General features: G+C 34.0%; 22 protein-coding genes and 1 pseudogene. 10 read left to right on the top strand and 13 right to left on the bottom strand.

What is annotated here, in order from left to right:
• A pseudogene (locus Q5N69_RS09970) lies at positions 1-280 on the bottom strand (hypothetical protein); the annotation flags it as partial.
• 285 nt (positions 281-565) lie between these two features.
• Here Q5N69_RS09970 and rsmD point away from each other — a divergent pair.
• Complete coding sequence (gene rsmD / locus Q5N69_RS09965) at positions 566-1144, top strand: 16S rRNA (guanine(966)-N(2))-methyltransferase RsmD (protein ID WP_304368756.1); 579 nt, start codon at positions 566-568, stop codon at positions 1142-1144.
• 2 nt (positions 1145-1146) lie between these two features.
• Here rsmD and Q5N69_RS09960 read toward each other — a convergent pair whose 3' ends face one another.
• From Q5N69_RS09960 to Q5N69_RS09945, 4 genes are all read right to left on the bottom strand, one after another.
• On the bottom strand, positions 1147-2796 hold the full coding sequence (locus Q5N69_RS09960) for a serine hydrolase (protein ID WP_304368755.1): 1650 nt from the start codon (positions 2794-2796) through the stop codon (positions 1147-1149).
• A gap of 37 nt (positions 2797-2833) precedes the next feature.
• Positions 2834-3421, bottom strand: coding sequence for a YjaG family protein (locus Q5N69_RS09955; RefSeq protein ID WP_304368754.1), 588 nt, complete (start codon positions 3419-3421; stop codon positions 2834-2836).
• A 35-nt stretch (positions 3422-3456) separates the two neighbouring features.
• Entirely contained in the window at positions 3457-5511 is a 2055-nt protein-coding gene (locus tag Q5N69_RS09950) for a hypothetical protein (protein WP_304368753.1), read from the bottom strand.
• A 193-nt stretch (positions 5512-5704) separates the two neighbouring features.
• Positions 5705-6469, bottom strand: coding sequence for a SapC family protein (locus tag Q5N69_RS09945; protein ID WP_304368752.1), 765 nt, complete (start codon positions 6467-6469; stop codon positions 5705-5707).
• A gap of 192 nt (positions 6470-6661) precedes the next feature.
• Between Q5N69_RS09945 and Q5N69_RS09940 the strand changes: the two genes are divergently transcribed.
• From Q5N69_RS09940 to Q5N69_RS09920, 5 genes are all read left to right on the top strand, one after another.
• Positions 6662-6985: a hypothetical protein gene (locus Q5N69_RS09940; RefSeq protein ID WP_304368751.1), complete on the top strand. Its 324-nt coding sequence runs from the start codon at positions 6662-6664 to the stop codon at positions 6983-6985.
• Between the two features lie 443 nt (positions 6986-7428).
• Positions 7429-9048, top strand: coding sequence for a diacylglycerol kinase family protein (locus tag Q5N69_RS09935; protein WP_304368750.1), 1620 nt, complete (start codon positions 7429-7431; stop codon positions 9046-9048).
• Positions 9049-9204: 156 nt separating this feature from the next.
• Positions 9205-9648 carry an MgtC/SapB family protein gene (locus tag Q5N69_RS09930; protein ID WP_304368749.1) on the top strand — a complete coding sequence of 148 codons (444 nt, stop codon included), beginning with the start codon at positions 9205-9207 and terminating at the stop codon, positions 9646-9648.
• Positions 9649-10153: 505 nt separating this feature from the next.
• A complete protein-coding gene (locus Q5N69_RS09925; RefSeq protein ID WP_304368748.1) occupies positions 10154-11293 on the top strand; it encodes a DUF748 domain-containing protein in 1140 nt (379 codons plus the stop codon).
• 9 nt (positions 11294-11302) lie between these two features.
• A complete protein-coding gene (locus Q5N69_RS09920) occupies positions 11303-12340 on the top strand; it encodes a mechanosensitive ion channel family protein (RefSeq protein WP_304368747.1) in 1038 nt (345 codons plus the stop codon).
• Between the two features lie 189 nt (positions 12341-12529).
• On the opposite strand, the gene Q5N69_RS09915 is transcribed toward Q5N69_RS09920, so the two are convergent.
• Entirely contained in the window at positions 12530-13066 is a 537-nt protein-coding gene (locus Q5N69_RS09915) for a TetR/AcrR family transcriptional regulator (RefSeq protein WP_304368746.1), read from the bottom strand.
• A 451-nt stretch (positions 13067-13517) separates the two neighbouring features.
• On the opposite strand from Q5N69_RS09915, the gene Q5N69_RS09910 reads away from it, so the two are divergent.
• Complete coding sequence (locus tag Q5N69_RS09910; RefSeq protein ID WP_304368745.1) at positions 13518-13886, top strand: VOC family protein; 369 nt, start codon at positions 13518-13520, stop codon at positions 13884-13886.
• Between the two features lie 136 nt (positions 13887-14022).
• On the opposite strand, the gene Q5N69_RS09905 is transcribed toward Q5N69_RS09910, so the two are convergent.
• From Q5N69_RS09905 to Q5N69_RS09895, 3 genes are all read right to left on the bottom strand, one after another.
• Positions 14023-14475, bottom strand: a complete 453-nt coding sequence (locus Q5N69_RS09905; RefSeq protein WP_304368744.1) for a hypothetical protein — start codon at positions 14473-14475, stop codon at positions 14023-14025.
• A 624-nt stretch (positions 14476-15099) separates the two neighbouring features.
• Positions 15100-16089, bottom strand: coding sequence for an aldose epimerase family protein (locus tag Q5N69_RS09900; protein ID WP_304368742.1), 990 nt, complete (start codon positions 16087-16089; stop codon positions 15100-15102).
• A 385-nt stretch (positions 16090-16474) separates the two neighbouring features.
• The gene (locus Q5N69_RS09895; RefSeq protein WP_304368741.1) at positions 16475-18340 is read right to left on the bottom strand and encodes a CRTAC1 family protein; all 1866 of its coding nucleotides are present in this window, start codon (positions 18338-18340) and stop codon (positions 16475-16477) included.
• Between the two features lie 179 nt (positions 18341-18519).
• On the opposite strand from Q5N69_RS09895, the gene Q5N69_RS09890 reads away from it, so the two are divergent.
• The 3 genes from Q5N69_RS09890 to Q5N69_RS18375 all read left to right on the top strand — a co-directional run bounded on the left by Q5N69_RS09890 (position 18520) and on the right by Q5N69_RS18375 (position 21352).
• Positions 18520-19404 carry an SMP-30/gluconolactonase/LRE family protein gene (locus Q5N69_RS09890; protein WP_304368740.1) on the top strand — a complete coding sequence of 295 codons (885 nt, stop codon included), beginning with the start codon at positions 18520-18522 and terminating at the stop codon, positions 19402-19404.
• A 93-nt stretch (positions 19405-19497) separates the two neighbouring features.
• Positions 19498-20592, top strand: a complete 1095-nt coding sequence (locus Q5N69_RS09885; RefSeq protein WP_304368739.1) for an SMP-30/gluconolactonase/LRE family protein — start codon at positions 19498-19500, stop codon at positions 20590-20592.
• A 469-nt stretch (positions 20593-21061) separates the two neighbouring features.
• A complete protein-coding gene (locus tag Q5N69_RS18375) occupies positions 21062-21352 on the top strand; it encodes a transposase (RefSeq protein ID WP_369686663.1) in 291 nt (96 codons plus the stop codon).
• Here Q5N69_RS18375 and Q5N69_RS09880 read toward each other — a convergent pair.
• From Q5N69_RS09880 to Q5N69_RS09865, 4 genes are read right to left on the bottom strand one after another with little or no spacing between them, the layout of a single operon-like run.
• Entirely contained in the window at positions 21336-22478 is a 1143-nt protein-coding gene (locus Q5N69_RS09880) for an SMP-30/gluconolactonase/LRE family protein (protein ID WP_304368738.1), read from the bottom strand. The genes Q5N69_RS18375 and Q5N69_RS09880 overlap by 17 nt on opposite strands.
• A 26-nt stretch (positions 22479-22504) precedes the next feature.
• A complete protein-coding gene (locus Q5N69_RS09875) occupies positions 22505-23947 on the bottom strand; it encodes a sulfatase-like hydrolase/transferase (protein ID WP_304368737.1) in 1443 nt (480 codons plus the stop codon).
• A 13-nt stretch (positions 23948-23960) separates the two neighbouring features.
• The gene (locus Q5N69_RS09870) at positions 23961-25397 is read right to left on the bottom strand and encodes an aldehyde dehydrogenase family protein (RefSeq protein WP_304368736.1); all 1437 of its coding nucleotides are present in this window, start codon (positions 25395-25397) and stop codon (positions 23961-23963) included.
• Positions 25394-26545, bottom strand: a complete 1152-nt coding sequence (locus Q5N69_RS09865; RefSeq protein ID WP_304368735.1) for a mandelate racemase/muconate lactonizing enzyme family protein — start codon at positions 26543-26545, stop codon at positions 25394-25396. The genes Q5N69_RS09870 and Q5N69_RS09865 overlap by 4 nt, the downstream gene beginning before the upstream one ends.
• Positions 26546-26829: the final 284 nt, after the last annotated feature.

Below are 26829 nucleotides of genomic sequence, written 5' to 3'. Positions count from 1 at the left end.
CTGGCTCTGGCTCTGGCTCTGGCTCTGGCTCTGGCTCTGGCTCTGGCTCTGGCTCTGGCTCTGGCTCTGGCTCTGGCAGGACAGTTTCGTTTTCTATATCTGCTTGTAAAGCACTATCGTCATTATTTTCAGGTAATTTATCAATAACCTGATTTTCAAGTTCAGTTTCAACAGAATCTTCTTGTTGAGGTGCCTGCTCTTCTACAATAGGTGCTTCTTGTTTTTCTTTATCTTGATTACCAAAACCTAACCAAGAAAACATACCTTTCTTTTTAGACATAAAACTAATTTCTTCTGTGTGCCACACATATTGGTGGCATTAATGCAATAAACAGGGATAATATCCGGGTCTTTTGATCTTTCGAGTATATCTGAAAAATCGAGAGCGACTAGTGACATAGTATCATTTAATACCACTTACATTAAATATTGTTTGGGCATTCCTTGATAAAACAAAGGTTTTAATTGATTGATGTATTTTTACAAGTGTTTTTACTCTTTTATCTATACTCAAAACGCTTTATAAAACCTTATTGAGACAACAACTTCAACGATAATTTATTTCATGAACAAACCTAAAACAAACAAAAGTCCGGCTAAGGGAAGCATTCGAATTATCTCAGGTAAACATAGAGGTAGAAAATTACCCGTGTTAATGGCCGACGGATTAAGACCTACAACTGACAGAGTAAAAGAAACAGTATTTAATTGGTTGATGCCTTACATGCAGGAAAGCATTTGTTTAGATTGTTTTGCAGGATCAGGTGGTTTAGGTTTTGAAGCTTTTTCTCGAGGAGCAAAATCAGTAACCCTGATTGAACTTAACAAAGCAGCAGCTCAACAACTAGAACAAAATAAAATCTTATTAAAAGCAAATAAAATCAGTATTGAACATACAAATACATTAAATTATTTGGAAAAGTGCACACAGAAATTTTCAATTGTTTTTATTGATCCTCCATTTCGTAAAGGTTTAATTGAAGAGACTGTTAATTTACTCAACAATGATCTTTTAGAGCAAGACGCTTTAATTTACGTTGAAATGGAAAGTGAGGAAGCTATTGTAGCAATGCCTGCGAACTGGTTATTACTTAAAGAAAAGAAGGCAGGGCAAGTTGCCTATCGTTTATATCAAAACACTTAAAATTAATGAGTTTTTGGTATGAGTTTTAAATCTTCAAAATCAAAACTGAAATCAGTTAAATAAGACACTGGTTTTAGCGTAACTTCACTGATATCACCATGTTGAGTTACTGAAAATTTCACATAAGCATCAGCGTTCAGTGTCCGGTCATCCCAACGTACAACAAACGTGTTGTCTTGATAATAAATAAGCTCACCTTTTAGTAAGGAGGTTTGGCTAAATCTCATTCTTAACTTATTATTTTCCTTATTAATTACTATTTCGCCATACCATTTATCTATATAAGTTTGTGCATAATGGTTAAGATTAAGTGGCGAGCTTCCGCTTGGAATTAAACGTTTTTCTATTGCTCTTAAGCGATTTAATTCACGTTTTAATTGCTTTTGCTCTTGTTGTTGATAAAAAGCGATCCAGTTCTTCTGAGGTAAATCTAAATAGGCTTCGAAAATCTCTCGATATATTGCATTTATCGCGGCATTTGATTCTTGGTTAGTTAATATAACCACGCCTATATTCTTTTCAGGAACTAATAGCACTCTAGAAACCATACCTCGTATTCCACCGCTATGATGTACGAGTTTCATTCCATGAAAATCTTTCAAGAACCAACCTAAACCATAAGCAGAAAAGTGCGTATTATCTTGTTCAACTTCGGTTGCAGAGACTTTACGTGATATGTGTGGATGCCACATTAAGCTTGCTTGAGTTTTACTATAAAGTTGATTAAGGCTTGTATCTATCTCCCAATTTAGTTTTATGAAAGGTGGGGTTGCTGCAACTACATTTTCTTCATTTGATTGACCTTTGTTTAGCTCCCCCTTATTTAACAAAACCTTAAGCCATAAAGCCATATCATGCACGTTTGAGATAACTGAACCGGCCGAAGAAAAGTTTGTTAGGTAATCACTTTCTACAACGGTTAATTGTTCTTTGATTAAAAGATGAGGTTTAGCTATATCGATTTTTTTGTTTGATAAACTTGAAGTTAGCAATGAAAAGTTTGCTGAAGAATTATTCATTCCTAAAGGTTTAAACAAACGATCTTGAATATTTTTATGCCATGACTTTTGAGTTATTTTCTCTATAACCTTACCTGCAATTATGTACATTAAATTATTATAGGCAAACTCAGTACGAAAGGCAGAGGTTTGAGGTAAGTGCTTCAATCCATTGTAAATGTCTTTTTCGGTATGATTTCTTTGAGGCCAAATAATGAGATCGCCAGCACCATAACCTAAACCACTTCGGTGTGAGAGCAAGTCTATCAAGGTAAATTGATTAGTAACAAAAGCGTTATAAAGTTGAAATTCTGGAACAATATCTACCACTTTTGTTTGCCAAGAGAGTTCATACTTATCGACAAGTTGGGCGAGTAAGGCAACCGTCATAGCCTTAGTATTTGAAGCGATACCAAATAAGGTATCAGAAGTTACTTTGTCTTGTTTACCATACTCTTTTAAGCCAAAACCTTGGCTAAAAACAACCTGGTCATTTTCTACAATAGCAACGGCAACACCAGGAATATTAAACGCCTGCATGGCCTCTGTAATAGCTTGTTCTACTTTTACGGTTTTATCAGATGAATGTGCTGCAAAGCTAGATGATATAAAAAGGAGAGTAAGTAGAGAACAATATAAAAATATGGCTTTCATGGAGTTGCTCTACTTATTGTTTAAACTAATACAGAAATTAGATTTCGATGCCTAAATTAGATAAGCCTTCCTCTAGCACTAATGATTTGGCATGCACGCAAGATTTTTTGTTTTCTTGGGCAATACTAATATAGTTAAATAGCTCTTGCTGGGTTTCTAGTTCCCATTGCATAAGCGGATGTGAATCAATATCTTCGTCAGATATAGCCTCTTCATCCATAACTTGGCTCAACATTAACTCTACATATTTTACTACGCTGTTTTCAGAAAGCTTACTCACGTTAAAGCAGCCGTCAGAGGTTTTGTCTTGCATTATTTGCAACAAAGACACCATAGCCATACATGTATCTAAAGCAGGATAAACACCAAAAAAGTCGAAAGATTCAGGCTCAGGTATTTGTGGCTCTAGTTTAGTTAGTTGAGCTTCATAGTTTATTTTACAGCGATTATTTTTATCTAACCATTGCCATACAGTGTCTAGCTGATTACGTAAAACTGAAAATTCACCAAATTCTGTGGCTTCAGAGAAAAGCTTATAATTAGGTAACATGCGTTCTAATAAGGCAGCACTAAATGCGATTTTCTGCCATTGACTTAACGCGTCAAAAGAGAGTGATTTAGACAAAAGATTTTTCCATCAAAACTTATAACCTTATTTAGTTATTTACTATTTAATTGTTTTTGAGCGTACTCAAAGCGTAAACGATATTCACGTAGTTTATCTTCTAACTCGGTGACTTGTTGATCTAGCTTAGCATGTAAATCTAAATTTTCGTCACGAAGGTATTTAATTGTATCACGTGCTTTATCATATTCATTTTCTTGTTTTTCTTTGTTAGCTTCAACACGTTTTTGTATTTCTAGTGCATTATTATTAGCATTTTCATAACTTTCTTTTAAATGAATGATTTCTTTTTGATAATCATCAATCATAGTATTCGCTTCTTGATAATGCTTAGTTAAATCTTTATTTTTTGTTGTTAGATCAACAACATTTTTTTCTAATAATGTTATTTTGTTACCTAACTCTGTAATCTGTTTTGATGATTTTTCATCGGCTTTTTTGGCTGTTTCACTTAGCTCTTTTTGGGCTTTAATTTGTACTTCTAATACCGCCTTTTGAGAGATAAGTTGCTCTTCATACTCTTTAGTTTTACTTTTTTCTTGAGTAAGGGTTTTATTTAATTCAGACAATGTTGTTTGATGAGTTTTATCTTTTTCTTTATTTGTTTGTATCTGAAGTGCTTTGGCTTTTTCTAAGTCAGCAATTGTTTTATTGAGCTTATCTACTTTAACTTTATTTTGCTCATTTGAAGAAGTCAGAGTTTCTAATTCAGATCTATGTTTATCTATACTTTGTTTTAAAGCATCAACTTCTAATAAATGTTTACTCTTTTGTTGGCCTTGCGTTTCTTTTTCAGCACTTAATAACTTTTCCATTTGTTGCTTAGCTTTTTCACTTTCGGTAAGTTGTTTATTTAAATCGTTTACCTTTTTATTAAGTAATTCTGACTCTGCATTCGCTTGTTGTGCATTTGCTGTTTCGTTGGCTATTATTGCCGTTAGATCATCAGCGTTCTTTGTTAACTCAACAACCTTACCCTGTAAAAGCTTCCCTGAATTTGTTTCTGTTGCAACAAGCTTTTCCAATTCAGTTACTTTTTCATTCATTGCTACAATTTCTTGTTTATAGCTCTCAATGCTTTGCTGCTCTTTAACTAGCTGTTTACTAACAATTGTACTTTCTTCCGACAATTGATTAATGTTGTCTTGCAGTAATTTAACCGTTTGTTTTTCATTTTCTAATGATGTTTCTACTGTGGTATTTTTTTGTTTTAGCGTCTCAATTTCTTTTGTTAGTTTTTCACCAATACTTTTTTCATTAACTAAAGCTTTATCTGTAACGTCAATCTTATTATTTAACGCTTTGATACTATCTTCTGATGCTTTTCTATTGGAAAGTTCAACGGATAAAGAAGCTTCAACATCAACAATTTTTTGTTTTAAATCTTTGATTTCTTTTTGATATTGTTTAACTGAACTTTGTTCTTGTGACAATTGCTTATTAGACGACTCTGATTGCTGACTATGTTCTGCTTTTAGGTAATCTAACTCGCTGGTTACATTATTAAGTTGTAATGTAAGATCGGATATTTGATGATTTTGAACTTCTAATGTTGCGGCTTTAGCTTTGTCGTTTTTGGTTAATGTATTTTTTGATGATTCGAGTGCTTTAATCTTTTGATTAGATTCATCGAGCGCTGTACTCACATCAGTTAAAGCCTTTAACTGGGTTTCATTTTCTGTTGTTAACTGATTATTTAACTCGCTTAACATAGATAATTCAGCAAGCTTTTCTTTTAATACTTGTTCAGTGTCAGTTAATTTAGCGCTATTTAATTGTTCATTGTTTTTAATAGCTTCATCACGACTAGATAGTTGAGCTTTGAGGTCTGATATCGTATTTTGATATGTTTCAACTTCTGTTGCGTTTGATAACGTCGCTTTATCTAAATCAGATTTTAACTGAGTAAACTCTGTTTGTAGCGATTGATAAACTTGATGATTTTCAATTATTTCGTTCGTGATCTCTTCAGGCTTAGCATAAGCAGAAACAAATGCAGAAACCTTGTCTTCAATTTGAACATAAATATCACCAGCAAGACTTTGGATTTGTTCCTCAATATCCAAAGGTACTTTTGATTGCTGCGCCATAAATTCCTCAACAGTTTTTCCAAAACATTGATGTAAACTAACACAGGTCTACCAATCTGTTAATGAAAAGATGTACTTACATACTTCTACTAAAAAGTAACTTTCATCAGTTAGGTAATGAAACCCCGTTCAAAGCTTTATTTTAGGCAATAAAAAAGGAGCCTAAGCTCCTTTTAGTTTTAATTAATTTAAATTATTTTTTTGCTTCAGCTGTAACAGGTGTGAATCGGATACCTGATACTTTTTGTTTTGAATTACTTTGATTACGTAATTGCGCTAAACGATTAATTTGAGCAGCAGAACCTAACATTGCATGAATAGGAATAAATAGACCACGTTTGTGGAAATCTATTACTTTTTCATCAGACAATTCTGTAAGTTTTTGCTCGTTAATACCAAATAAACCAACAAGTTTCTTATTTTGGTTGTTGTTATAAGTGATGCTTAATTCTAGCTCTAATAACAAGTCATTAGCTTCAAGCTCTTTGATGAACTTATCTGTCATTACTTCACTTTCATATAAACGACCTAGTGATTCTTGTGCACTTTTAAAGAAGTCTGTTTCTTTACCGTCTGCATCAAAAAGAGCATTGTCTTTATCTTCACCAACAAACGGGCTATCTAAATCAATACAAGTCGTTAATGTTTTTTCTTTCTCTGGATCAAGACCTAAACTAAATGGAACTAAAGACACTGATTGAGGCACATAAATAGCATCCCATTTAGCTTTGCTATAATATAAATTCTCGCCAGCTTCTAAACCTAACATTACAACACTTCTGTAATTTGATGATTCAGGTTCTTTTACTAAAATAATTGGGTAACTTGTTGCTGCTTGAGCAAACTCTAAAGCATTAATCGGTGCAATATGTTGGTCAGAAACATGCTCTAAACTACGTTGAGATGCTACTTTTAAATTCTTATGCTGATCACTTTTTACTGGAACATTATTAGCCATTTTTATTTTCTCTTTTTATCGCTACTGATTATTCTTTACAAAATAGCAGCATATATTAATTTCGTATAAAGGTTATGGTGACAGCTTTTAATGGTTTCAATGGTAAAACATAAAAAATAATATTTTTTTTTATTCTTACTATAATTATAACTATCAATAATTATAAAATTTATAACTAATATATTGAGAAATATGAAAAATCCCTTGATGAAAAAATATTTTATTTATTTAGCTTTTTTAGGAATATTTTCATTTCCTGTTAACGCCTTACCTAAAATTAATGTTGAGCATAACACCAGCATGCAAGGTGTTCCTAGTGTAAGAGTTACAAATGAAACCACCTTAATATTGGCCTGTTATGTTGCAATAGATGGCTATAAAAAGAAGTTTGTATTACAACCTTTTGGAATTTCACAATGGTTTTCTGCTGCAAGTAACGCATATCAACATACCAATTTTAGTACTTGGTGTGATTCTCTTGAGTTTTATCCTAAATATAAGAAATATATTCAATAATGTAATTACACACTAATAAGTACTCTGATGAACATTGTGAGAGTAGTTTTATTATCTCTATAACCCTCTAAACCATGATAGAAAAACGCTTATCAACAAATATTAATCGTATTGCTTGTTTCAAGAGTTTTACAAATAAACATAAAACACCTTAAAAGCTAGTATCAAATTACAAAAAACATTGAAAAATTTACAAAAAACAAACTTCAGATACTGATGAGTTATTCATACATTTTATCATTATCTAAAATTGACATCTATTTTATAAAAACCAGCAAAAAACTATAACACATTGTTTATTAATGATTTTACCATTGGTGCAGCATAATAGTGAGTAGTTTTCTTTGCAGACCTTCTGAATGGTTTAAGTTTTGCATCTACCTTAGGAGTAAATAAAGAAGGTACGTACAATATTTTATGCAAATCTCATAAGGATCATTATCATGTTTATTTTGAAATACTACATTACTGGAGCACTGATAGCTTTTGTTTTGGCCTTTGCTATAGCTCCTTGGTACTTTAGCATAATTCTTATTTGGTTAAGTCTATCCCTTTTTAGTGTAAGTGCTGCATATGTATTTGACGCTCCTTCAATCTTCAGAAAACAAGATGATGGATCTATCCCTGCTTATATTAGTTGGCTATTTTTTCCTTTTTTTCTTGGTGTTCAAATGTACAATAGCTGGACACGTAAAACAGATAAAGTCCCAGCCATACAAGAAATAACCCCAAAGTTGTACTTAGCTTGTCGCTTATTCCCATCAGATATAGAGTTTTTAAAAAACAATGGTATAGATGCAATTTTAGATGCTACATCCGAGTTTAGCGGACTTAACTGGAGTGCTAACGATCAAAAATTCGCCTATAGAAACATTCCCATTCTTGATCATAGTTCACCTCGCACTAACGACTTACAAGAGGCAATTAATTGGATTGATCACCAAATAAAAAGTAATAAAGGTGTTGTTGTACATTGTGCTCTAGGGAGAGGGCGTTCAGTGCTTATTGTGGCAGCTTATTTATTAGCTAAGGGCAAGTGTAATAATGTTGATGATGCTTTGGCTTACATAAATAGAATTCGTGGAACTGCAAACCTAAATAGTCATCAATATAAGAAGATTAGCCAAATGTTTGAATCCAGTAATTTTAAACCAGCACCTTCAATATTACTTATTGTAAACCCTGTATCTGGGGCTGGTAGTTGGGCAGAACATCAAAATGCTATCAAACAACGTTTAGCAGTTAAGTACCAAATAACAGTAATTGAAACTCACAAAAACAAATCCGCAAAAGAAATTGCAAGAGCAAACAAAAACAAAAACTTTCAGTTAATTGTAGCATGTGGTGGGGATGGTACCGTTAATGAAGTGGCATCTGAACTTGTAAATAATAATCAAGAATTAGCTATTATCCCTTTAGGAACAACTAATGCACTTGCTCATGTACTTTTCGGGATTAAAGCTAAAGTAGATCCTATTGGCGTTGCATGTGAAATTATATTAAACGGCGTATCAACCCCTATCGATACAGCTATATGCAATGAAGACATCTCATTGTTAGTGACTGGTCTTGGATTCGAGCAAAAGATGATCGAGAATGCAGGAAGGAAGGAAAAGGATGATAAAGGCCAGTTAGCCTATATAAATTCGCTTACTCATGCGATTAATAAAAATGAGGTTTATGACCTAAAAATTTGGATTGATAATAAACCACCTATAAAAAAGAAAATTAGTAGTTTAATTATTGCTAATGCAGCTCCCTTTACAACAATACTAGCTCAAGGTCACCAACAACCTAATATTTCGGATGGTAAGTTGGATATGACTATATTGGATACTTCTGAACATCAACTTCTGCCAATAATTGGTTTGGGCACAAATGTGCTAAAGCCAACTTGGATGGAAGCTCCAAAAATTAATGGTCTTGAACACTTGTTAGTATCACAAATAAAAATCATAAGTGATTTTATCATGGACTATGTTATAGATGGCGAAACTCGTCAAAGTAAAGAAATAAACATTAAAGTCAATCCTGCTTCTTTGAAAGTATTAGTAGAACAATAATTTTTCTAATTAAAATTTAACTACATTATTAGAATAACTCACGTGGCTTAAACATAAATAAGCATTACTAAAATTTATCATAAAGGTGGCCACACATTTTTTATGTTTATTTTGATGTGCTAAGAATAATAAATTTCAACTTACAGAGAAAAAATAATGAGTATAGAATTTGGTATTAACTTAAACCTAATTTGGTTTCATACTTATCAATTGGGCATTGCATTTTTACTTGCGCTTCCTATTGCTTGCGATCGTGACGCTGAATCAAATGGTGCAGGGTTACGAACTTTCCCTTTAGTAGCAATAGCATGTGCTGCGTTTATGTTAGTATCAATAGACGTATTTAAAGACCCAGGTTCTCAAGCACGTGTTATGTATGGAGTAATTACCGGCATTGGTTTTATAGGTGGTGGATCAATATTAAAAAGCTCTAAGTCTATATATGGTACCGCAACTGCAGCAGGTATATGGTTAACAGGTGCCATTGGTGTTTCCGTAGCATTTAAACGTTACGAAATTGCTATAGTATTAAGCATTATGGGGTTTTTAGTTCTTAGGTATTTAAAGTCAGACAATAAAAAAGAGAAACCAAGTGGGTGAAAAAACAAGCATATTAAAAAACCAACAAAGTTTTCTTTAACTCAATACAAATATATTAGTTGGGCGTTTATCTGCAAATGCAGGCTGACAATCTGTCACTTGTTTCACCGGTGTTGCTTTCTATTTTCTCTTAGCCGTATTTCCTTTATTTTCAGGAATTATTTCTCTTTATAGGATATTAGTCCAACCTAAAAAATTACAAACGAATATGAGTTTACTGATTAAGATTTTACCGGAGCAAAACCGGTAGTTTTTACATAGCCTGTAGGAATCTTTTACTTATTTAGTGTTAACAATTCAAAAAGCGCTGTAAATATAAATATAAAAAATCAAGTTCTAATTATTAACATATAAAGAAATAATCATTAAAAACATAGAGATAAAATAACTTTAGAACATTATTTCTATTAGTCCTGTTGTTTTATAGTAAATTTAACTGCAAGGCTTGACTGGCACAAATGCTGCAAATTACCTATATAAATAAGGAATAATTGTAGGTTTAGCCGTGTTAAAAAAAATCATCATATTGAGTACAGTTTCACTTATTATTATAAGTGTAAACTTCACGCTCCCTTTAATATTAAAAAACCAATTAAATAAGAAAATTAATAACACAAAAGGTATTAATGGCCATATTGATCATGTTGATTTATCAATTATAAGAGGCGCATATCAAATTCATGGGCTTACGCTTTATTTACAACAAGTACCAACAGATAAACCTAATATATATATTGAACAAATAGATTTATCCATATTGTGGAGCGCGATACTAAACGGAAAAATTGTAGCTGAGGTCGATATTAAAAATGGTGAATTAACATTTACTGATGAACGTGCTGTAAACAACGATGTTAATGAACAAGTTAAAGATCCTGATGTATGGATTTCATTAATTGATTTAGCAAGCCCTATTAGCATCGATAAAGTTAACTTAGATAACATTACAACAACTTTGATTATGAATTCAGGAGATCAAATCCAAAGTAACTATGTTGACGGCATCAATGGTGAAATTACCAATATAACCAACTCACGTGAATTCACAGGTAATAAAATCACCAGCTTTGATATCCAAGGTAAGTTAATGTCACGAGCTGACATAATACTTTATGGATTTATTGATCCTGAATCACCAAAACCAACATTTGATATCAATATGGAAATGACTGCGCTTAATGTTACAGAATTAGATAGCATGATTAACTTCTATGCCCCCTTCGATATAGAACAAGGTGAGGTAGATGTAGCATTAGAGATCGCTGCAACGAATGGTACTGTAAATGGTTATGTGAAAGCGGGGATTTACAACGCAGATATATTCAAATGGAAAGAAGATATTACCGAAGATAATGATGGCATCATCACGGGTATGTTCGAAGGAATCATTGACGGACTTTCTACCATTTTTGAAAGTGGTAAAAGAGAAGTAATTGCCGTAAAAGTTCCAATCACAGGAACCCTTGAAAAAACAAAAGTATCTACATGGAGCACTATTACATCACTATTTCATAACGCCTTTATCAATACCTATAAAATCGAAATAGATGACTCTATTAACCTGCAAGGTGATAAATTACACAGCAACGATAATCATAAGCTTGGAACTACTTCCGCAACAGAACCTGAATATTTAAATAAATAAGGAAATATCATGAAAGTAGATGAAACTGAAGTGCTAGTTAACGAAATAGATAGATATTACACCGTGTTTCTTGAGCAACTACCACAAATCAGTGTCGGTATTATCTTATTTGTAATCTTTTATGGTTTGTCAGGACCTATCTCGCGCATGTTGGTAAAACCATTAAAATACGCACATACAAGTATGTTAATTAAAGTGGTTGTTCGACGTTTAATAAGTTTAGTTATTATCTTATTTGGGCTTTACCTGTTTCTTAGAATGGCTGGTTTAAGTTCATTTGCTGTAGCAATTTTAAGTGGAACAGGAGTGGCCGGACTTATTATTGGATTTGCTTTTAAAGATATAGCTGAAAACTTTATGTCTAGTTTGTTATTAAGTATTCAAAAACCATTTAAACTCAATGATGTAATTGAAGTTGATGGACATGTAGGCGTGGTAAAACAAGTTACTGCACGAGCAACTACCTTAGTAGACTTTGACGGAAATCATATTCAAATACCCAATGCGAATGTTTATAAAAACACCATAAGAAATTATACAGCTAATCCAAACTCTCGAGGTCACTTTGTAATAGGAATAGGATATGATGCGCCAGTAAGTGAAGCTCAAGCTATAGGAACAAAAGTATTAAATGAAATGAGTGCTGTGTTAGAAGATCCAGAGCCTCAAATATTGGTTAATGAATTAGCCTCTTCTACGATTAATCTTAAAGTTTATTTTTGGACAGACACCCATAAGTATAGTCGTTTAAAAGTTTCTTCACTTGCAATGAAGCGAATAGTGCAAGCCTTTGATGCTGCAGGCATAAGTATGCCAGATGATGCAAGAGAAGTAGTATTTCCTGATGGCGTACCTATTCATCAGATTAATAATAGTGATAATAGAGCACAACAAAAAGAAAATACAAATCGCCAGCAGAATATTCAGAATATCGTAGAGAAACCTAATATAACAAATGAAGATGAAAACCTTGAAAGTGATGATAACGACATTCGCAAACAAGCAATGTTAGCTAGAGAGCCCGAGCAAGGACAAAATATTTTATAAGAGTAACTAAATGCATGAATAAATTGTAGTAGCTTAGATCTGACAGTTACCTTATTTTTAAGCTGTCATGTCAACTTAGATTGAGCTACTACAAGTCACATTAACAAATATTACAATGAGGCTAGGTAGTCAAAATCAATGATACTTACTAATGGAGTTACGAATAAAATTTATAAAAATTGATTAACTTCATTTTAATAACTCTGTTGATGAATCAAAATACGCAATGTCTTTCATCACATTACTGATTATCATGGCGCCTTCGAGTAAAGACACTGTTTGCATCGCTTTAGCTTTGATATCGCCTTTATAACCTAAACATTGATAAGCCCTTTCTAACCACTCAACATTACGAGAGAAAAACTCTCTAGTTTCTTCTATTACAGACTCTGGTAATGATCCTGTTTCTGCTCCAAGCATCCCACCTAAACACACACCATTATCTTCAATTAACGCGGTACGAAATGCCGAAATATAAACAGTAATAGGGCTTTGTCCAGATGCATAAATAGCTTCAGGCTGACCAATCGCATTAATAAAGTTTTCGGTATAGCGCTTGGTTACAGCAGCGGCAAGTTCGCCTTTGGTAGGAAAATGGTAATGAACTGACGCACTCTTAATGCCAACTTCTTCTGCAACTTTACGAAAACTAAAGCTATTATAACCACCTTGGCGAACCATATTTTCAGTTACTTGTAAGATTAAATCTTCTTTACTGTTACTCATTCTACTGCACTCATATCAATTACTTAACCTAACGTTTTATTGATGTTTTCATATATTCTAACGGGTAGTTTACCTGACTGACGTTAACTAATTCGAGATATTTCATTTATCTATAACGATCAGACTTGAAAGCTACAGTATACATTTACACAAGCACTTCAATGAGTTCTAAAAACACTCAACTCTGGATTATTTAACACCAAAAAACCTCAATCCCATCTACTTGTCACATAACGAAATATAGCTAAAATCATTATTATATCCTTACACAAAAACAGATAAAAATAGCGAATAAATCATACATATATTGAAAGTAATATAAAAAAACCATTGACTACCTACTGGTAGGTATATAAATTAACAGCCATCAACTAGCGATATATTTTTGAACTTATATTAATAAATTCAAAAATATGTTTGTTCTTTAATACACAACACAAAGGCACTAAAAATGATTGGATATACAACGATTGGCGCAAAAGACTTAACCAAAGCAATTTCTTTTTACGATAACTTACTAGAACTTATTGGTGGTAAAAGGTTAATGGAGTTAGACCGCATCAAGTTTTATGGTACTGATGCAGGTGGCGCTATGTTAGCTGTTTGTACTCCTGCCGATGAAGGAACTCAAAGCTGCGGTAATGGACAAATGGTAGCAATTGCTGCCGGCTCTAAAGAAATGGCTGAAACATTATACAATAAAGCTATAGAGCTAGGTGCTACCGATGGCGGCGAACCAGGTCAACGTTTAGACTTCTTTTACGGTTCATACGTTTTTGATTTGGATGGCAATAAACTTTGCTTTTACCATATGACTTAATCGTCAATTAAAGATTAAAATTAATAAAAATGGCTGAGTTTTTCTCGGCCATTTTTATTAAACGTAAAATAATATATTAGTCCCAAAAACAGATTCTATAACACATACTATATTTATACATATGACTAAAAACATATTAATCAGTTAATACCACATTTTCAATTTTAGCTAACTCTACTCCTTCACAATATATCGACACATATCTATATTTAGAAATAGGTGTATCCATTTGATAAGAAGTAGGTATATCAGTAATAACTTGGATAGACATACCGTCACGTTTTTTAGGTTTTAAAAACAACCTTAATCCTGGTGGATACATTCTATCAATTGGTCCCGCAGTCCACTCAATATGGTATGCAGGATTAGGTAAAGTTAATTCACCGCTTACGTTAAGCCGAAATGAACCTTCTTTCTGATTATATTTATCTAGCCAAGCATGCCACTTATCACTACTAATAATTGGACAAAGGTCTTTTTGTTTTACAACATTTTCAGGTATGGGTTGACTCTTTGTTACTGTTTTAGCGCACGACAAGAGTAACAAAGTAAATAAAAAACCTAACAATTGTAAACTTTGTTTATACATAATTGATTAACACCACTTCATCTTAAAATAAAAAAGGTATCAAATATAATATATCTGATACCTTTTTCAATGTTTAATTACATCATATGTAAGTGCATATTAATATTGGTACCAAAAGTGCATTATATTTGGTACCAAATATAATACTAATGAATTTCTAGCGTCAAATTTCAGCGAAAATTTCTCAAATAAAAACCAATCATCTTTTGATTAATGTAACGATAGCCCTAAAAGCAGCTAATCGCTCAAGTAATTAAACAATTTGCTATACAGCTAATTTGAGGTCTCTATGAAACGAGTGTACTCAAAAACTTCAACGTCTGAATATGATTCCTTCTTTTTAATAACTTTAATCCTACAATAATAAGTTTCATCTTTTATAGGTTCAGACCAAGTTTTTCTATTCTTTTTGTTGAACATTAAAATAGAGATCGTATTAGGGTTCGCATTTCTATTGTATGATGGCTGCCAAATATTATTTGCATATTTATATTCAGCAATTCTCTAATCGCCGTACATAAACTCTAGGCAGTTATCAGTATTGCTAATCACCAACGTTCCTAAATATCATTTACTATCCATTAGTCACTTTATTTTATCTTCTAGCTCGTTAAACATAGTTTTTCAATTACAGATACCTTCAAATTCATAAATGATTTTTTTCCTATATTCAACATTAGGAAATAACAGGCTATTAGGGAAATGATTAATATTCAATGCATTAGAATAGTTTTGAGCTTCTAAACACACCCCTTGATAAGGTTTGAATTGACCACCTAATGCTACTCCACTATAAAACTGTACCGCTAATTGATCAGTATAAAGGTTCATAATTACTTTATTGTTAACCGATAGTAATGATGCATTAGGTCGTCGATTTTTTTGGGAAGCTACTTTATTAAAAACCATACAGTGATCATAACATTGCATGAGTTTTAATAATTCATCTGAAGCATTTTGGTGACTATCACCAATATTTCTAAAATCTGTAAAATCAAAGTCTGTATTTTTAACGTCCAACACTGAACCACTAGGTAAGCCATTTTCTTTGCGTTCAAGCATTGTTGATGAATCAATTTTTAACGCTAGATTTTCAGCACTTTTTTCACCAAGGCTGAAGTAGGTATGATTAGTCAAATTTATCGGTGTTGGTTTATTACTTCGTGCGGTGTAACGAATTTCTAAAGCGTTTTTGTCATTTAGTGAATATGTTACGTTCACTAGTAAATGACCGGGAAATCCTTGATCACCGTCTGGGGACTCTAAATCGAGTGTAACTTCAGTTCCTGATGAACGAACTACTTGCCACATTCGAGTTGAAAAATTATTTTCACCACCGTGCAAGCAATTTTCACCATCATTTTTACTTAGATAAAAACGTTCTTCTCCGATATCAAACTGCGAATTTTCTATCCTATTGCATACCCTGCCACAGGTTGCACCTAAATAATAATCGTCATTGATATAGTCAATCGCATTTAGATACCCAAGTGTCATTTCTGTATTAATGCCTGCAATAGGAAACTTAATTGATTTAATCCGAGCCCCTAGGTTCAATATTTCAACAACCATACCCTGTTGATTTGAGAGAGTAACTGATCGTAATAGATTCAAAAAAATTCCTTGATGGCTGGGCATATCTGCCCTCGACCAATCACACTTATTATGAATAAAAAAATTATATACTAAAGAGCAATAAGTGATATCAAACGCTTGATATTATTAGTAAATGATTTTAGGGTAAGTTAGTTCTATGAAAATTTAAACTACAGGACATTTAAATGATCTTGCATCAACATTATTCTCTATTTTACTAAAACGTGAATAAAGCGATTTCGATAGATGACAAACTTAAATATAAACGTTATAACACCAAAAATCATTGTAAATTTCGACTTATTTCAGAGACAAAGTCAACAAAGCCTATTACGAGATAAACATAAGACTGCAAGAAAACCTTTCAAGCTGTCCCTTATTTTTTTACTTACCCTAATAACAACTAAAACCGATATACTTGATTTATTTTAGCTTTATCAGTGAGCTGTTCTTCACCTGTAGGCCACTGTATTTTTACACTATCAATACGTTGACAATTACCTAAACCAAAGTGAATCATCGTATCCCTACTTTGAGAATAAGGCGCACTTGACGAGCCAACTCTTCTAACTTGAGATTTCTTACAAGCCGTTACTTTAACTACAGCGCCAATAGGAGAAGCACCCTCGGGGGAGTTTTTAACATCTACCTCAATATAATTAGCATTGTTGTTCAGGTTGTTTTTGAATAAATGCCATTTCCCACGCTCATTTGCAAAAACCAAATCGAGTTTGCCATCTTGGTTATAATCAAAGGTTTCTGCACCTAAACCAACGCCTCCTAGCTCCGATGAAACAACACCATGTCCTGACACTTTTTCAAATCCATTAATCCCTTGGTTTAACCAAAGCGTTTGAATATTCTGTTTTGAAGGATTTCCTCTTTCGACAATAAATAAATCCTGTAAACCATTATTATCATAATCACCTACAGCAGCAGCGTTACTATGACTTAATTGATCGAGACCCAATTTACTGGTTACATCAGTAAATTTACCGTCAACATTCTCAAGTAAAATATTCGCTAGCCCTTTGTCATGCACAAAAGCGGGGGGATTTTTTACACCATGAATAACGCCCGTTATCGGCGACCGTGTGTTACCCGCTATACGCCATGTGTCATTGCCAATATAACCGATATATAAGCCTTTTTTATCATGTTTATCAGGCCAACCTAATGCATTACTATTAACGAAACGTATATTTTGACCTTGATGATATTCACCTGGATGTTCATATTTATAGGAACTCTCACCAATATAGATGTCTTGCATTGGCCACATAGATTGGTAGTTTTCTAATTCAAGAATGTCACCTAAGACCAAATCATTAAGCTTAAATGGGCCACGTTTAGTAAAAAATGTAAAAATATTATTTTGCGTGTCGTGAAACGTTTCACCAATTTTCAATTCTTTTCCTGTTGTTAAAAACAGATCAAAGTCACCATCATTATCGTAATCAATTTCTGAAATGCTTGTTACATCTTCAATATTTTTCGTTAACCATGAATCGGTAACATCAGTAAAGGTTAAATCCCCCTCACCTTGATGAAAGGTAATACGACCATCACCATACAAAACAAAATCACTTATATTATCTTGATTAAAATCGGTTACTAATAATTTTTGACCATCTCTCATTGTCTTAGGTAAATAGGAAGATAAAACTTGTTGGCCTTTTCCGTCATTTTCATAGGAAAAACTTGGTACTTCACTTTCACCTTTGTTACCCGGAAAGCCTAGTAACAATAAGTCTAAATCCCCATCATTATCGCCATCATAAAATTTTGATGTTCTTCCACGAATAAATTTAAGGGGTACATCAAATTCTTTAGCTTCAATGACTTTTCGTTGGTTAGTTATATGAAAAAGTTTTGAATTTCTGGCATTTGCACCAGAGCCACCACCACGAGAAACTAGCACATCGGTCACACCATCTTTATTAAAATCACTTACCGAAATACCATGGGTATCACCAACCAATAAATCGATGCCTTTACCGTATTTACCTTTGTTATTCCAGTATAATTTAATTGAGAAACCATGATCAGTCAGCAGTAAGTCTTGATAGCCATCATTATCCAAGTCAGCGATAACAGCATTGCCCCACTTTCTTCTGTTTGCATCTTCAAGTTTAATATCATCTGTCGCCTCGACAAAAAAAGCGGATTTGTCGGCTGCAGAGTTATCATTTGCTTGTGTACAACCAAGGGTCATAAAACCATATGCGAGTAACATAACCCCAGAAATTCTTTTCTTGCCATATAACATGTAAAAACCTTTTTAGATTTGAGCTAAAATAATATTAAAGTACAAGAAATTAAGAAGTAATAATTTAGACTTGCACTCCCCTTACTTAAACATCATACTAATGCAATCTTAATATGAATAAAAGGGTTTTCCTTTTATTTTGTCATTTATAAAATATTTAACTAGTTACTGGTTTAAGAATGAATTTAACTTTTAAGAAAAAACTTAACATAAACTGTGGTTTAGCAGAGGGCTGTATATGGTCTGAAGCAGACAATGCCTTTTATTGGATCGACATCGTCAAATCGCACCTTTACAAATATTCGCTTAAAGATGAATCACTACATCGCTTTGACACGCCTAATCAGCCAGCAAACATAATGCTTGTGCAATCTTCTGGATTATTGTTAGTGTCACTTTTTGATGGTTTATATATATTCAATATTAAAAATGAAAGTTGGAAATTGTGGCTTAATGTCGAACCTGATAAAAAATTAAGAATTAACGATGGCTGTGTGGATGTCAGCGGCAATATTTGGTTAGGCACCATGCTAATGAGCCCTGATAAAAATGGCAATGAAATTGAAATGGGTAAATTTGGCCATTTATTTAAAGTTACTCCAGATAAATCAGTTACCCTTGAAAAAGAAGCCATTGCGATATTTAACTTGGCAACCTTTTCGCCTAATAATAAAACCTTCTATTATGCTGACTCTTTCACTAATGAAATATATTCTTGCGACTTTGACCAAAAAAATGCTTCGCTATCAAACCAAACCTTGTTTTGTAAATTAGAAGATAAATTCGGTCACCCTGATGGCGGTACCACGGATAGTGAAGGTTTTATTTGGAGCGCTCGCTGGGATGGTAATGGCTTCGGTCGTATTTCGCCTAATGGAGAGTTATCACAGTTTTTTCATTTAAATGCCTCCCAAGTCACTAATACATGCTTTGGCGGAAAAGATTTAAAAACCCTACTGGTAACCACTGCCTCACTAACCGAAGACAATGAAGAAGATGGCGGTAGTATTCAGTTATTTAAGAGTGATATTGCAGGGCTCTCACCAAATATAATTCCAATATAACTAATTACTTTTAAAGTAATTATTATGAATTTACCTATCGTTCAACCTTTTCCTTGAATAAAGCAATTAACCAAAAGAAATAACGAGCCCCTAATGATTAAAAGCAATAAAACTACACAAAATAGACAATGTAAAAAAATAATTACTACAGTAATGCTCTTAACGGGAATTTATAGTTGTGCTTCTAATACTCATATAGCTGATAATAATAAAATAAAAGCGGTTAACTATGTAGAAAACTTACACAGTGCAAAATTGTTCGCCGCGCTTCCTGATAACTGCCCAACCCCTGATGGATTAGCGATTGCACCCAACGGTTCATTAACGCTTGCCTGTACAAACTACGCAAATAAAGGGAACAAACCAGGCATGTTGTTATCAATTTCTTCCGCTGGGGGAATTACCAACCTTGGTAAAACGCCCAGTAAAAAGAAAAATGGCAAAGGCCGTCCAATGGGGATAGCATATGCGCCTGATGGCTCTCTATATGTTTGCGACAGTGGACGTATTTTACGATTAACGTTTAAGGACGGATTAATAGCGACCACAGAAATTGTGGCTAGAGGGTTGACGTCACCAAACGGTATACGAATACATAATGGCGCTATTTATATCAGTTTGCTTCAAATGAAAAATATTAAAAGTGCCAATATGACGAGTGCTATATATCGATTTTCACTTAATGACCGAAATGTAAAAGTTAAAAGTACCGAACAAGATCATCAATTGTTATTTAAAGTTGAAACTAAAAATCCTGTACGCCAATTTGGGTTAGATGGATTAGTTTTTGATAAAAAAGGTCATTTATACACAGGAAACTTTGGTGATGGAGAAATATACAAGTTAACCTTAAGTGCAGACGGTAAAAAAGTAACCCATAAAGAAGTTTACGCTCAACTACCTAATGACACAGGTTTAGACGGTATAACTATTGATAAAACTGGAAATCTTTATGTCGCTGGTTTTTTAAAAAACCAAATACTTAAAGTTGATACTAATCGAGATGTCACCGTTATTGCCCAGTACTCTGATAATAACAGTAGCAACGGCGAGCTCGATCAACCTTCTGAAGTCATTGTTTATGGTAATAATTTAGTGATTTCTAATTTTGACTTATTACGTGGCGAAGGAATAGTTAACACAAAACATAGCGCCCCATATACACTTTCATCTATTCAGTTAAACTAGAAAAACAATGAGTATAGTAATTGGAGTTATGGGAAAAATTTTCATGACCTTAGTTTTTGACTTTATTATATATAATTGGGGTAGCTATTTTAAGAATTTCTTCTTTTAGTTTATTACAATATAAAATACACAGTTATAGTGAATATAAAACAATAAAATAACGAACTCACAAAAATTCTTCATGCATTATATAATAGGGATTTTATTTTATACTTTTTAACTTATCAACTACTTGCTTTAACTAACCTCAGTAGGGGGGGGGGAAACCGAACAAAATGCCTGTTCCATATTCGGATCTTTCGACTAAGAACGATTCAATAACAAGTAGGAACAGGTATGAATAAATTAGTTGACTTATTGCGATGTCGATCATTATTTTCAAAGTATTTATTCCTCAACGGCAAAAAAAGCTACTTGAAGATGGAACGAGAAAACGTCAGCGTGAATGTAAAATGACGGTAATGAAATAATGAGTATTGTTATTAGTATTTTATGTCTCGTTACTGCGATTATAAAAAACTTATGTATCTCAATTTTACCGCAAAGATTTTCCAATCTTCATAGCTACACACGTGTTCTTTATGTCATGCCTAGAGTTATTCCTTCTATGGTTGCCTATTTTATCTTATTAAAAAGCAAACCTAAAGGCATCGAATTTATTGATTCAACTACACTAGAGGTCAGCCATAACATTCGAATTACTCAGCATAAAATCTTTGCTAGGATAATTTATCAAAATGAGTTCAAAGTTTACTATTGAGTGGAATACTTAACAAATAGTCATCTGCAGTAATAAACAAATATTCTTCGTTTGTACTAAAGGTACAATTTGAAGTGAGTAATCCTGTTTTGATTTTTGCAAGCACTTTACCTTGTTTATCAAACAACCAAACTCCCCCTGGGCCTGTGGCAAAAATAACACCACTAGAATGCACAGCCATACCATCAGGGTAGCCTTGCTCACCTTTTTTCCCGATGAGGTGTTGAGTATTATAAAATACACGTTTATTTGTTAACATGCCACTTTCTAGCACATCAAAAGCAAACCAAGATGAGGCATCCTTATCAGAAACAGCAACATACAAGGTTTTTTCATCAGGTGAAAAGCCAATACCGTTTGGGACGGTTAACGTGTCATCTAAAAGCGTGAGTTCACCTGTAGTAGATAACCTGTAAACACCGGCATAAGGTGTCTCTTGAATACGTTTATTAACTACTTTATTAACACGTTTATGTTTTGCTACCAACGCGCTACTGTTATCAAAAACAAAATCTAAGCCAATAGGAGGATCTGTAAAATAGATACTACCATCACTGTGCATAGTGCCATCATTGGTACTATTTAATCGCATATTATTATGGTGACTTGCCAATGTAGTAAAGTCAGTTTTAGGACGGTTTATATCGCTGTTCATTACGGCAACTGTTCTACTACCCGATCGCATCATCACTAATTGATTTTGTTTATTTAGCAATAAACCATTGGCACCAGGGCCTTTATTACTTGGCTTATCAAAACCAACATTTTCTAGGTAAACACTTGTCCCTTTTTGAGCATCAAACTTTCGAATAATATTTTTGGGAATATCAGTAAACAAAAGAAAATTATGATCTTTAACCCAAACAGGTCCTTCAACCCAATCAAAGTCTTTTCCTCGCACACTAATTAGTGTTTCTTTAGTAATAAATTCAAGTGCACGAGGATGATAAATTTCAACAGAGCCAATGGTTTCATTGGCATCTGGCATAACAAATAAATCTGCAGTTTCTTTATTGATATTTGAAGGCGATTGACAAGCACTAATAACAAGTGTTAATAAAATTTTTGGTCTGTGCTTACAGAGTAAACTCCTTAACATACTAGTGATGTGGCTTTTAAATAACATAATATCTTCCTTTCTTTTTTATTATTTTAATTTCTTCTCTCTAAATTTACTCTTCTATACCGGTCCATTCGTTCTATATCATAGTTTTCAAATTCTCGTTTAAGTAACCATCGTGGGCGTTCTAAAGTAGATTCCCATTCAAATAAATCCTTAAACATTTTTTTCACTTTTTTTGGATGTTCAGCTGCAAGATCATTCATTTCTCGAATATCCTCAGGAATATAGTAGAGTTCAGCCGGACGGTCAGGAAAACGTATAAGTTTCCAGTCACCATCACGTATGGTTGCTCGTGTATCTTTTTTCCAAAAAAGAACGTCATGCGGGCGGCTAACTTTTATGTTTTGGATGTACGGCATAAGATCTACACCGTCAACATCTTGTAAATCTTTAGTCATACCACCACCAGCAGCGTAAAAAGTAGGTAAAAGATCAAATAAACTAACAGGTGCACTAAAAGTAGAATTTTGCTGGATATTGTTTGGCCATTTCATTAAGAAAGGCACTCTAAGTCCACCCTCTAAATGGTTAGACTTTGTTCCACTAAACGGTGCATTGCTTGAAGCATTTTTATCACTTGGGCCGCCATTATCGTTAGTAAAAATAACAATCGTATTATCATCAATACCTAGCTCAGCTAATTTATCCATTATCTTTCCAGAAGCTCGGTCTAACGCAAGTGTCATCGCTGCTAATGTTTTTAACTTACCTTGTAGGTTTGGAAATTGTGCAAGATCTTCTGGTCGAGCGTCCATTGGTGTATGAACGGCATTAAAAGAAACAAAAGCAAAAAATGGTTTATCTTTTTTAACGCTATTTTCGATAAACTCAACAGTTTCTTGTGCTAGTACATCGGTGTAGTAATCTTGAGGTTCTTCAAAGTTACCGAAGTTACGTTCGTTAAGATCTAACTTACTTGCAGGAGCTTTTGAGTAGGCAAAATAACTACGCGCTCCCCCTCTAAATCCGTAAAACTCATCAAAACCTCTGTTAAGTGGATGGAATTTATCTGCACCGCCAACATGCCATTTACCGTAGAAACCAGAGGTATAGCCAAGGTTTTTAAGGTAATCAGCCATGGTTTTTTCTTCAACAGGTATTCCCATATCGCTGCCATCTGCAGCAGAGTTTTCACTCATATAACCAGGAACATTGTTTTCTTCAAAACCAAAACGTTGTTGATATTTACCGGTAATTAACCCCGCTCTAGAAGGACCACAAGTTGGGTCAGTAACATAGGCTTGTTCAAACCTAACGCCTTCTTTCGCCAACTTATCTAAATGCGGGGTTTTCATGATTTTGCTGCCATGAAAACCAAAATCAGCATAGCCAGCATCATCAGAAAACAGTAAGACAATATTTGGTTGCTTTACGGCTGATTTTTTTGAACTAGCAACATCAGCCAAAGCAATATTGGATGTAAACAATGTTAATGCACTTAGTAGTGCAACGCTAAGAAGTTGAGCTTTCATTGACATACTCATATTAATCATTGACCAAAATAGAAACACGTTTATTGGTTAAATACTCTTCAAGGCTATAGCGAGAACAATCTTTACCAACACCACTTTGTTTTAAGCCACCGTGTGGTAAATGAACCGCATAGTGCACTTCATTAATACAAACGCTACCTGCTTGAATTTCATTTGCAGCTTGCATTGCGCGCTTTAAATTAGTGGTGTAAACGTAAGCAGATAAGCCGTACTCACAATCATTAGCTAAAGCGATAATGTCATCTGCATCACTAAAGGGGATAACAGGTAAAACAGGGCCAAAAATTTCGTTACGCGCTACAGACATATCAACAGTAACGTCAGTAAGGATGGTTGGCTCCATATAGTAGCCTTTTGCTTTAGAAGCTGGAATTTTCCCGCCTAACGTTAATGTTGCCCCTTGAGCAACAGCATCATCAACAAGAGAAAGAATGCGCCCACGCTCTTTTTCATTAATAACAGGTCCCATTCGACGTCCTTCACCTCGACCAGCCCCCAGTACTAAACCTTCGGCGTGAGCTTTAGCTTCGGTAATAAACTCTTGGTATACCGATTCATGAACAAAACAACGATTAGGCGATACACAAACTTGACCACTGTTACCGTATTTTAGGTCAATAATACTGTGCGCTGCTTTTTTCACTTCTGCATCGTCATAAACAATAACAGGGGCATTACCACCCAGCTCAACTGAGAAATGCTTTACGCTTGTACACGCCATTTGCATGGCTTTAACACCTGAATTAGTTGAACCAATCATGGTAAATAAAGCAGGAACGTGGCTGGTTAGTAATGGATTTGTAACATCGTAGTCGTTGCTGGTAATAACGTTAATAACACCTGCGGGAAAAGCAATTTCAAGTGCTAACTCTGCACATCTCAAGGTAGCAAGTGGTGTTACTTGTGAAGGCTTTATAATGCTACTACAACCAGATGCCAATACAGGAGCAAGCTTGTAACCAAAATTAAGCAAAGGAAAGTTCCATGCTAAATAACCCACGGCAACTCCAATAGGTTGACGTTGAATGTAATGATGGAATCGACCATCTGGATCAATAATGACTGGTTGCTCTACACGTTTAGCTTCTTCAACAAAAAAGCGTAAACAATTAATTAGCATACCAAAATCATATTCAGCATTATCTGCAGGTTTGCCTGATTCGCTAATGAGAATATCGACAATTTCGTCCTTATGCTGCTCTAACAAATCAGCATAGGCTAGGATTAATTTTTCTCTATTCGCGATAGATACTTTAGACCAAGCATTAAAACCTTGCTCTGCTGCAAGAAGAACGTCCTGAATTTGCTGCGCTTCAATTTGAGGCACTTGTGCAACGGTTTGTTCATTATCTGGATTGATTACCGTAAAAGTGGAAGATGAGCTTACAAGTTCACCATTTATAATCATTTTATATTTAATGTCGTTCATTTTGATTCCGTAGTACAAATAATAAATTCAGATAAAGCATCGTTATCCAATTCTACACCAAGCCCAGGTGTAGTAGGAACAATCGCTTCGCCTTGTTTAACTTCAACATTAACCTTGTAAAGATTGTCTCTTAATGGGTTTTCAGTTCGGTCGTACTCTAAAAATAAAGGTTTAGACTCTGAACGTCCTGGCTCAGAGTAGCTGGTAGCTAAAAAGTGTGTTGCAGCTGCTAAATTGAGTTGTGTGCCCCAAACATGGGGTATCATATTAATTCCGCTTGCAGACGCTATTGCGCGTATTTTTAATGCTTCACTAATACCACCGCAATACGCTAAATCGGCTTGAACCAACTGAACACCGCCCTGTTCTATTAATTTTTTAAAGCCAAAACGGGTTTGTTCACATTCCCCAGTAGCAATAGCGATATTTATTTTGTCTTGTAACTGTCTAAATAAATCAGGATGCTCTGGAGATAGAGGCTCTTCAAACCAAGCATAATCATTATCTTCAAGAATTCTCCCAATTTTAATGGCTTCGGGTAAGTCAAAAGCGTGATTAGAATCAGCGGCCAAAATAGTATTTGGCAGCGCCTTTCGCATGGCTATGATAAGTTTTTCATCAAAATTTAGATTCTTACCGACCTTAATTTTCATGGCTTTAAAGCCTTGTTCTGAATAACTAACAGCTTCAGATACTAAAACATCGAGTAATCTATCTTCAGGGAGGTCTTGATAGTACATACCCGTGGCATAGCAGGGAACTGTATTTCTAGCAGCTCCACCCATTAATTGACTAACACTTAGGTTTAAAGCTTTACCTTTTAAATCCCATAAAGCCATATCAATGCCTGACATTGCTCCCATCATGATGCCTGCTCGAGCAAAATCTAGTGATGAGCGCCACATGCTTTGCCATATAGCTTCTATAGATTGGGCGTCCATTCCCATTATTCTTGGTGCGTAAAACTTTTCTACTGCTGCTTGAGTTACATCAGCAGGACCGTAGCATTCACCCCAGCCAGATGTACCATCATCAGCAATCACTTCGATAAGCAATACATTACGTTGGTTATAGAACCATTGAGAGAAACCAAACGCTTCTTTCAATTCACATCTAATATGGTGAGTTCTTATACACTCTATTTTCATAATCTTAAACCTATCTGTTTAACTTCTTGGGAAACTTTTTAACCTATCAACACATTCAAACTTATATTCAGTTAAAATTGCTGACACCAGAAAAGTATAACATATTTAAACATATGATGTTTATATTTGCAATATGATATTGCGAATGTAATTGAAAATAGTTTCAGTAAAAATAATAAACATGACATTTTTTACATAGAAAAGAAGAGCGGTATAAAAATAATGGTTGAAAGCTGATTGATGTAACAATAGTTAATAAAGTTGATGAAGATAAATGAGGAGGA

The organism is Pseudocolwellia sp. AS88 (genome assembly GCF_030551755.1).
Classification (GTDB): domain Bacteria; phylum Pseudomonadota; class Gammaproteobacteria; order Enterobacterales; family Alteromonadaceae; genus Pseudocolwellia.
This window is presented reverse-complemented; position numbering and strand designations above follow the sequence as displayed.

What these genes read in the sequence shown, in the direction of transcription:
- Q5N69_RS09940 (WP_304368751.1), top strand. Translation starts at nt 6,662, where the DNA reads ATGAAAAATCCCTTGATGAAAAAATATTTTATTTATTTAGCTTTTTTA.
- Q5N69_RS09910 (WP_304368745.1), top strand. Translation starts at nt 13,518, where the DNA reads ATGATTGGATATACAACGATTGGCGCAAAAGACTTAACCAAAGCAATT.
- Q5N69_RS09865 (WP_304368735.1), bottom strand. Translation starts at nt 26,545, where the DNA reads ATGAAAATAGAGTGTATAAGAACTCACCATATTAGATGTGAATTGAAA.
- Q5N69_RS09880 (WP_304368738.1), bottom strand. Translation starts at nt 22,478, where the DNA reads ATGTTATTTAAAAGCCACATCACTAGTATGTTAAGGAGTTTACTCTGT.
- Q5N69_RS09950 (WP_304368753.1), bottom strand. Translation starts at nt 5,511, where the DNA reads ATGGCGCAGCAATCAAAAGTACCTTTGGATATTGAGGAACAAATCCAA.
- Q5N69_RS09895 (WP_304368741.1), bottom strand. Translation starts at nt 18,340, where the DNA reads ATGTTATATGGCAAGAAAAGAATTTCTGGGGTTATGTTACTCGCATAT.
- Q5N69_RS09935 (WP_304368750.1), top strand. Translation starts at nt 7,429, where the DNA reads ATGTTTATTTTGAAATACTACATTACTGGAGCACTGATAGCTTTTGTT.
- Q5N69_RS09960 (WP_304368755.1), bottom strand. Translation starts at nt 2,796, where the DNA reads ATGAAAGCCATATTTTTATATTGTTCTCTACTTACTCTCCTTTTTATA.
- Q5N69_RS09890 (WP_304368740.1), top strand. Translation starts at nt 18,520, where the DNA reads ATGAATTTAACTTTTAAGAAAAAACTTAACATAAACTGTGGTTTAGCA.
- Q5N69_RS09870 (WP_304368736.1), bottom strand. Translation starts at nt 25,397, where the DNA reads ATGAACGACATTAAATATAAAATGATTATAAATGGTGAACTTGTAAGC.
- rsmD (WP_304368756.1), top strand. Translation starts at nt 566, where the DNA reads ATGAACAAACCTAAAACAAACAAAAGTCCGGCTAAGGGAAGCATTCGA.
- Q5N69_RS09945 (WP_304368752.1), bottom strand. Translation starts at nt 6,469, where the DNA reads ATGGCTAATAATGTTCCAGTAAAAAGTGATCAGCATAAGAATTTAAAA.
- Q5N69_RS09920 (WP_304368747.1), top strand. Translation starts at nt 11,303, where the DNA reads ATGAAAGTAGATGAAACTGAAGTGCTAGTTAACGAAATAGATAGATAT.
- Q5N69_RS09885 (WP_304368739.1), top strand. Translation starts at nt 19,498, where the DNA reads ATGATTAAAAGCAATAAAACTACACAAAATAGACAATGTAAAAAAATA.
- Q5N69_RS09905 (WP_304368744.1), bottom strand. Translation starts at nt 14,475, where the DNA reads ATGTATAAACAAAGTTTACAATTGTTAGGTTTTTTATTTACTTTGTTA.
- Q5N69_RS18375 (WP_369686663.1), top strand. Translation starts at nt 21,062, where the DNA reads ATGAGTATTGTTATTAGTATTTTATGTCTCGTTACTGCGATTATAAAA.
- Q5N69_RS09915 (WP_304368746.1), bottom strand. Translation starts at nt 13,066, where the DNA reads ATGAGTAACAGTAAAGAAGATTTAATCTTACAAGTAACTGAAAATATG.
- Q5N69_RS09875 (WP_304368737.1), bottom strand. Translation starts at nt 23,947, where the DNA reads ATGAAAGCTCAACTTCTTAGCGTTGCACTACTAAGTGCATTAACATTG.
- Q5N69_RS09930 (WP_304368749.1), top strand. Translation starts at nt 9,205, where the DNA reads ATGAGTATAGAATTTGGTATTAACTTAAACCTAATTTGGTTTCATACT.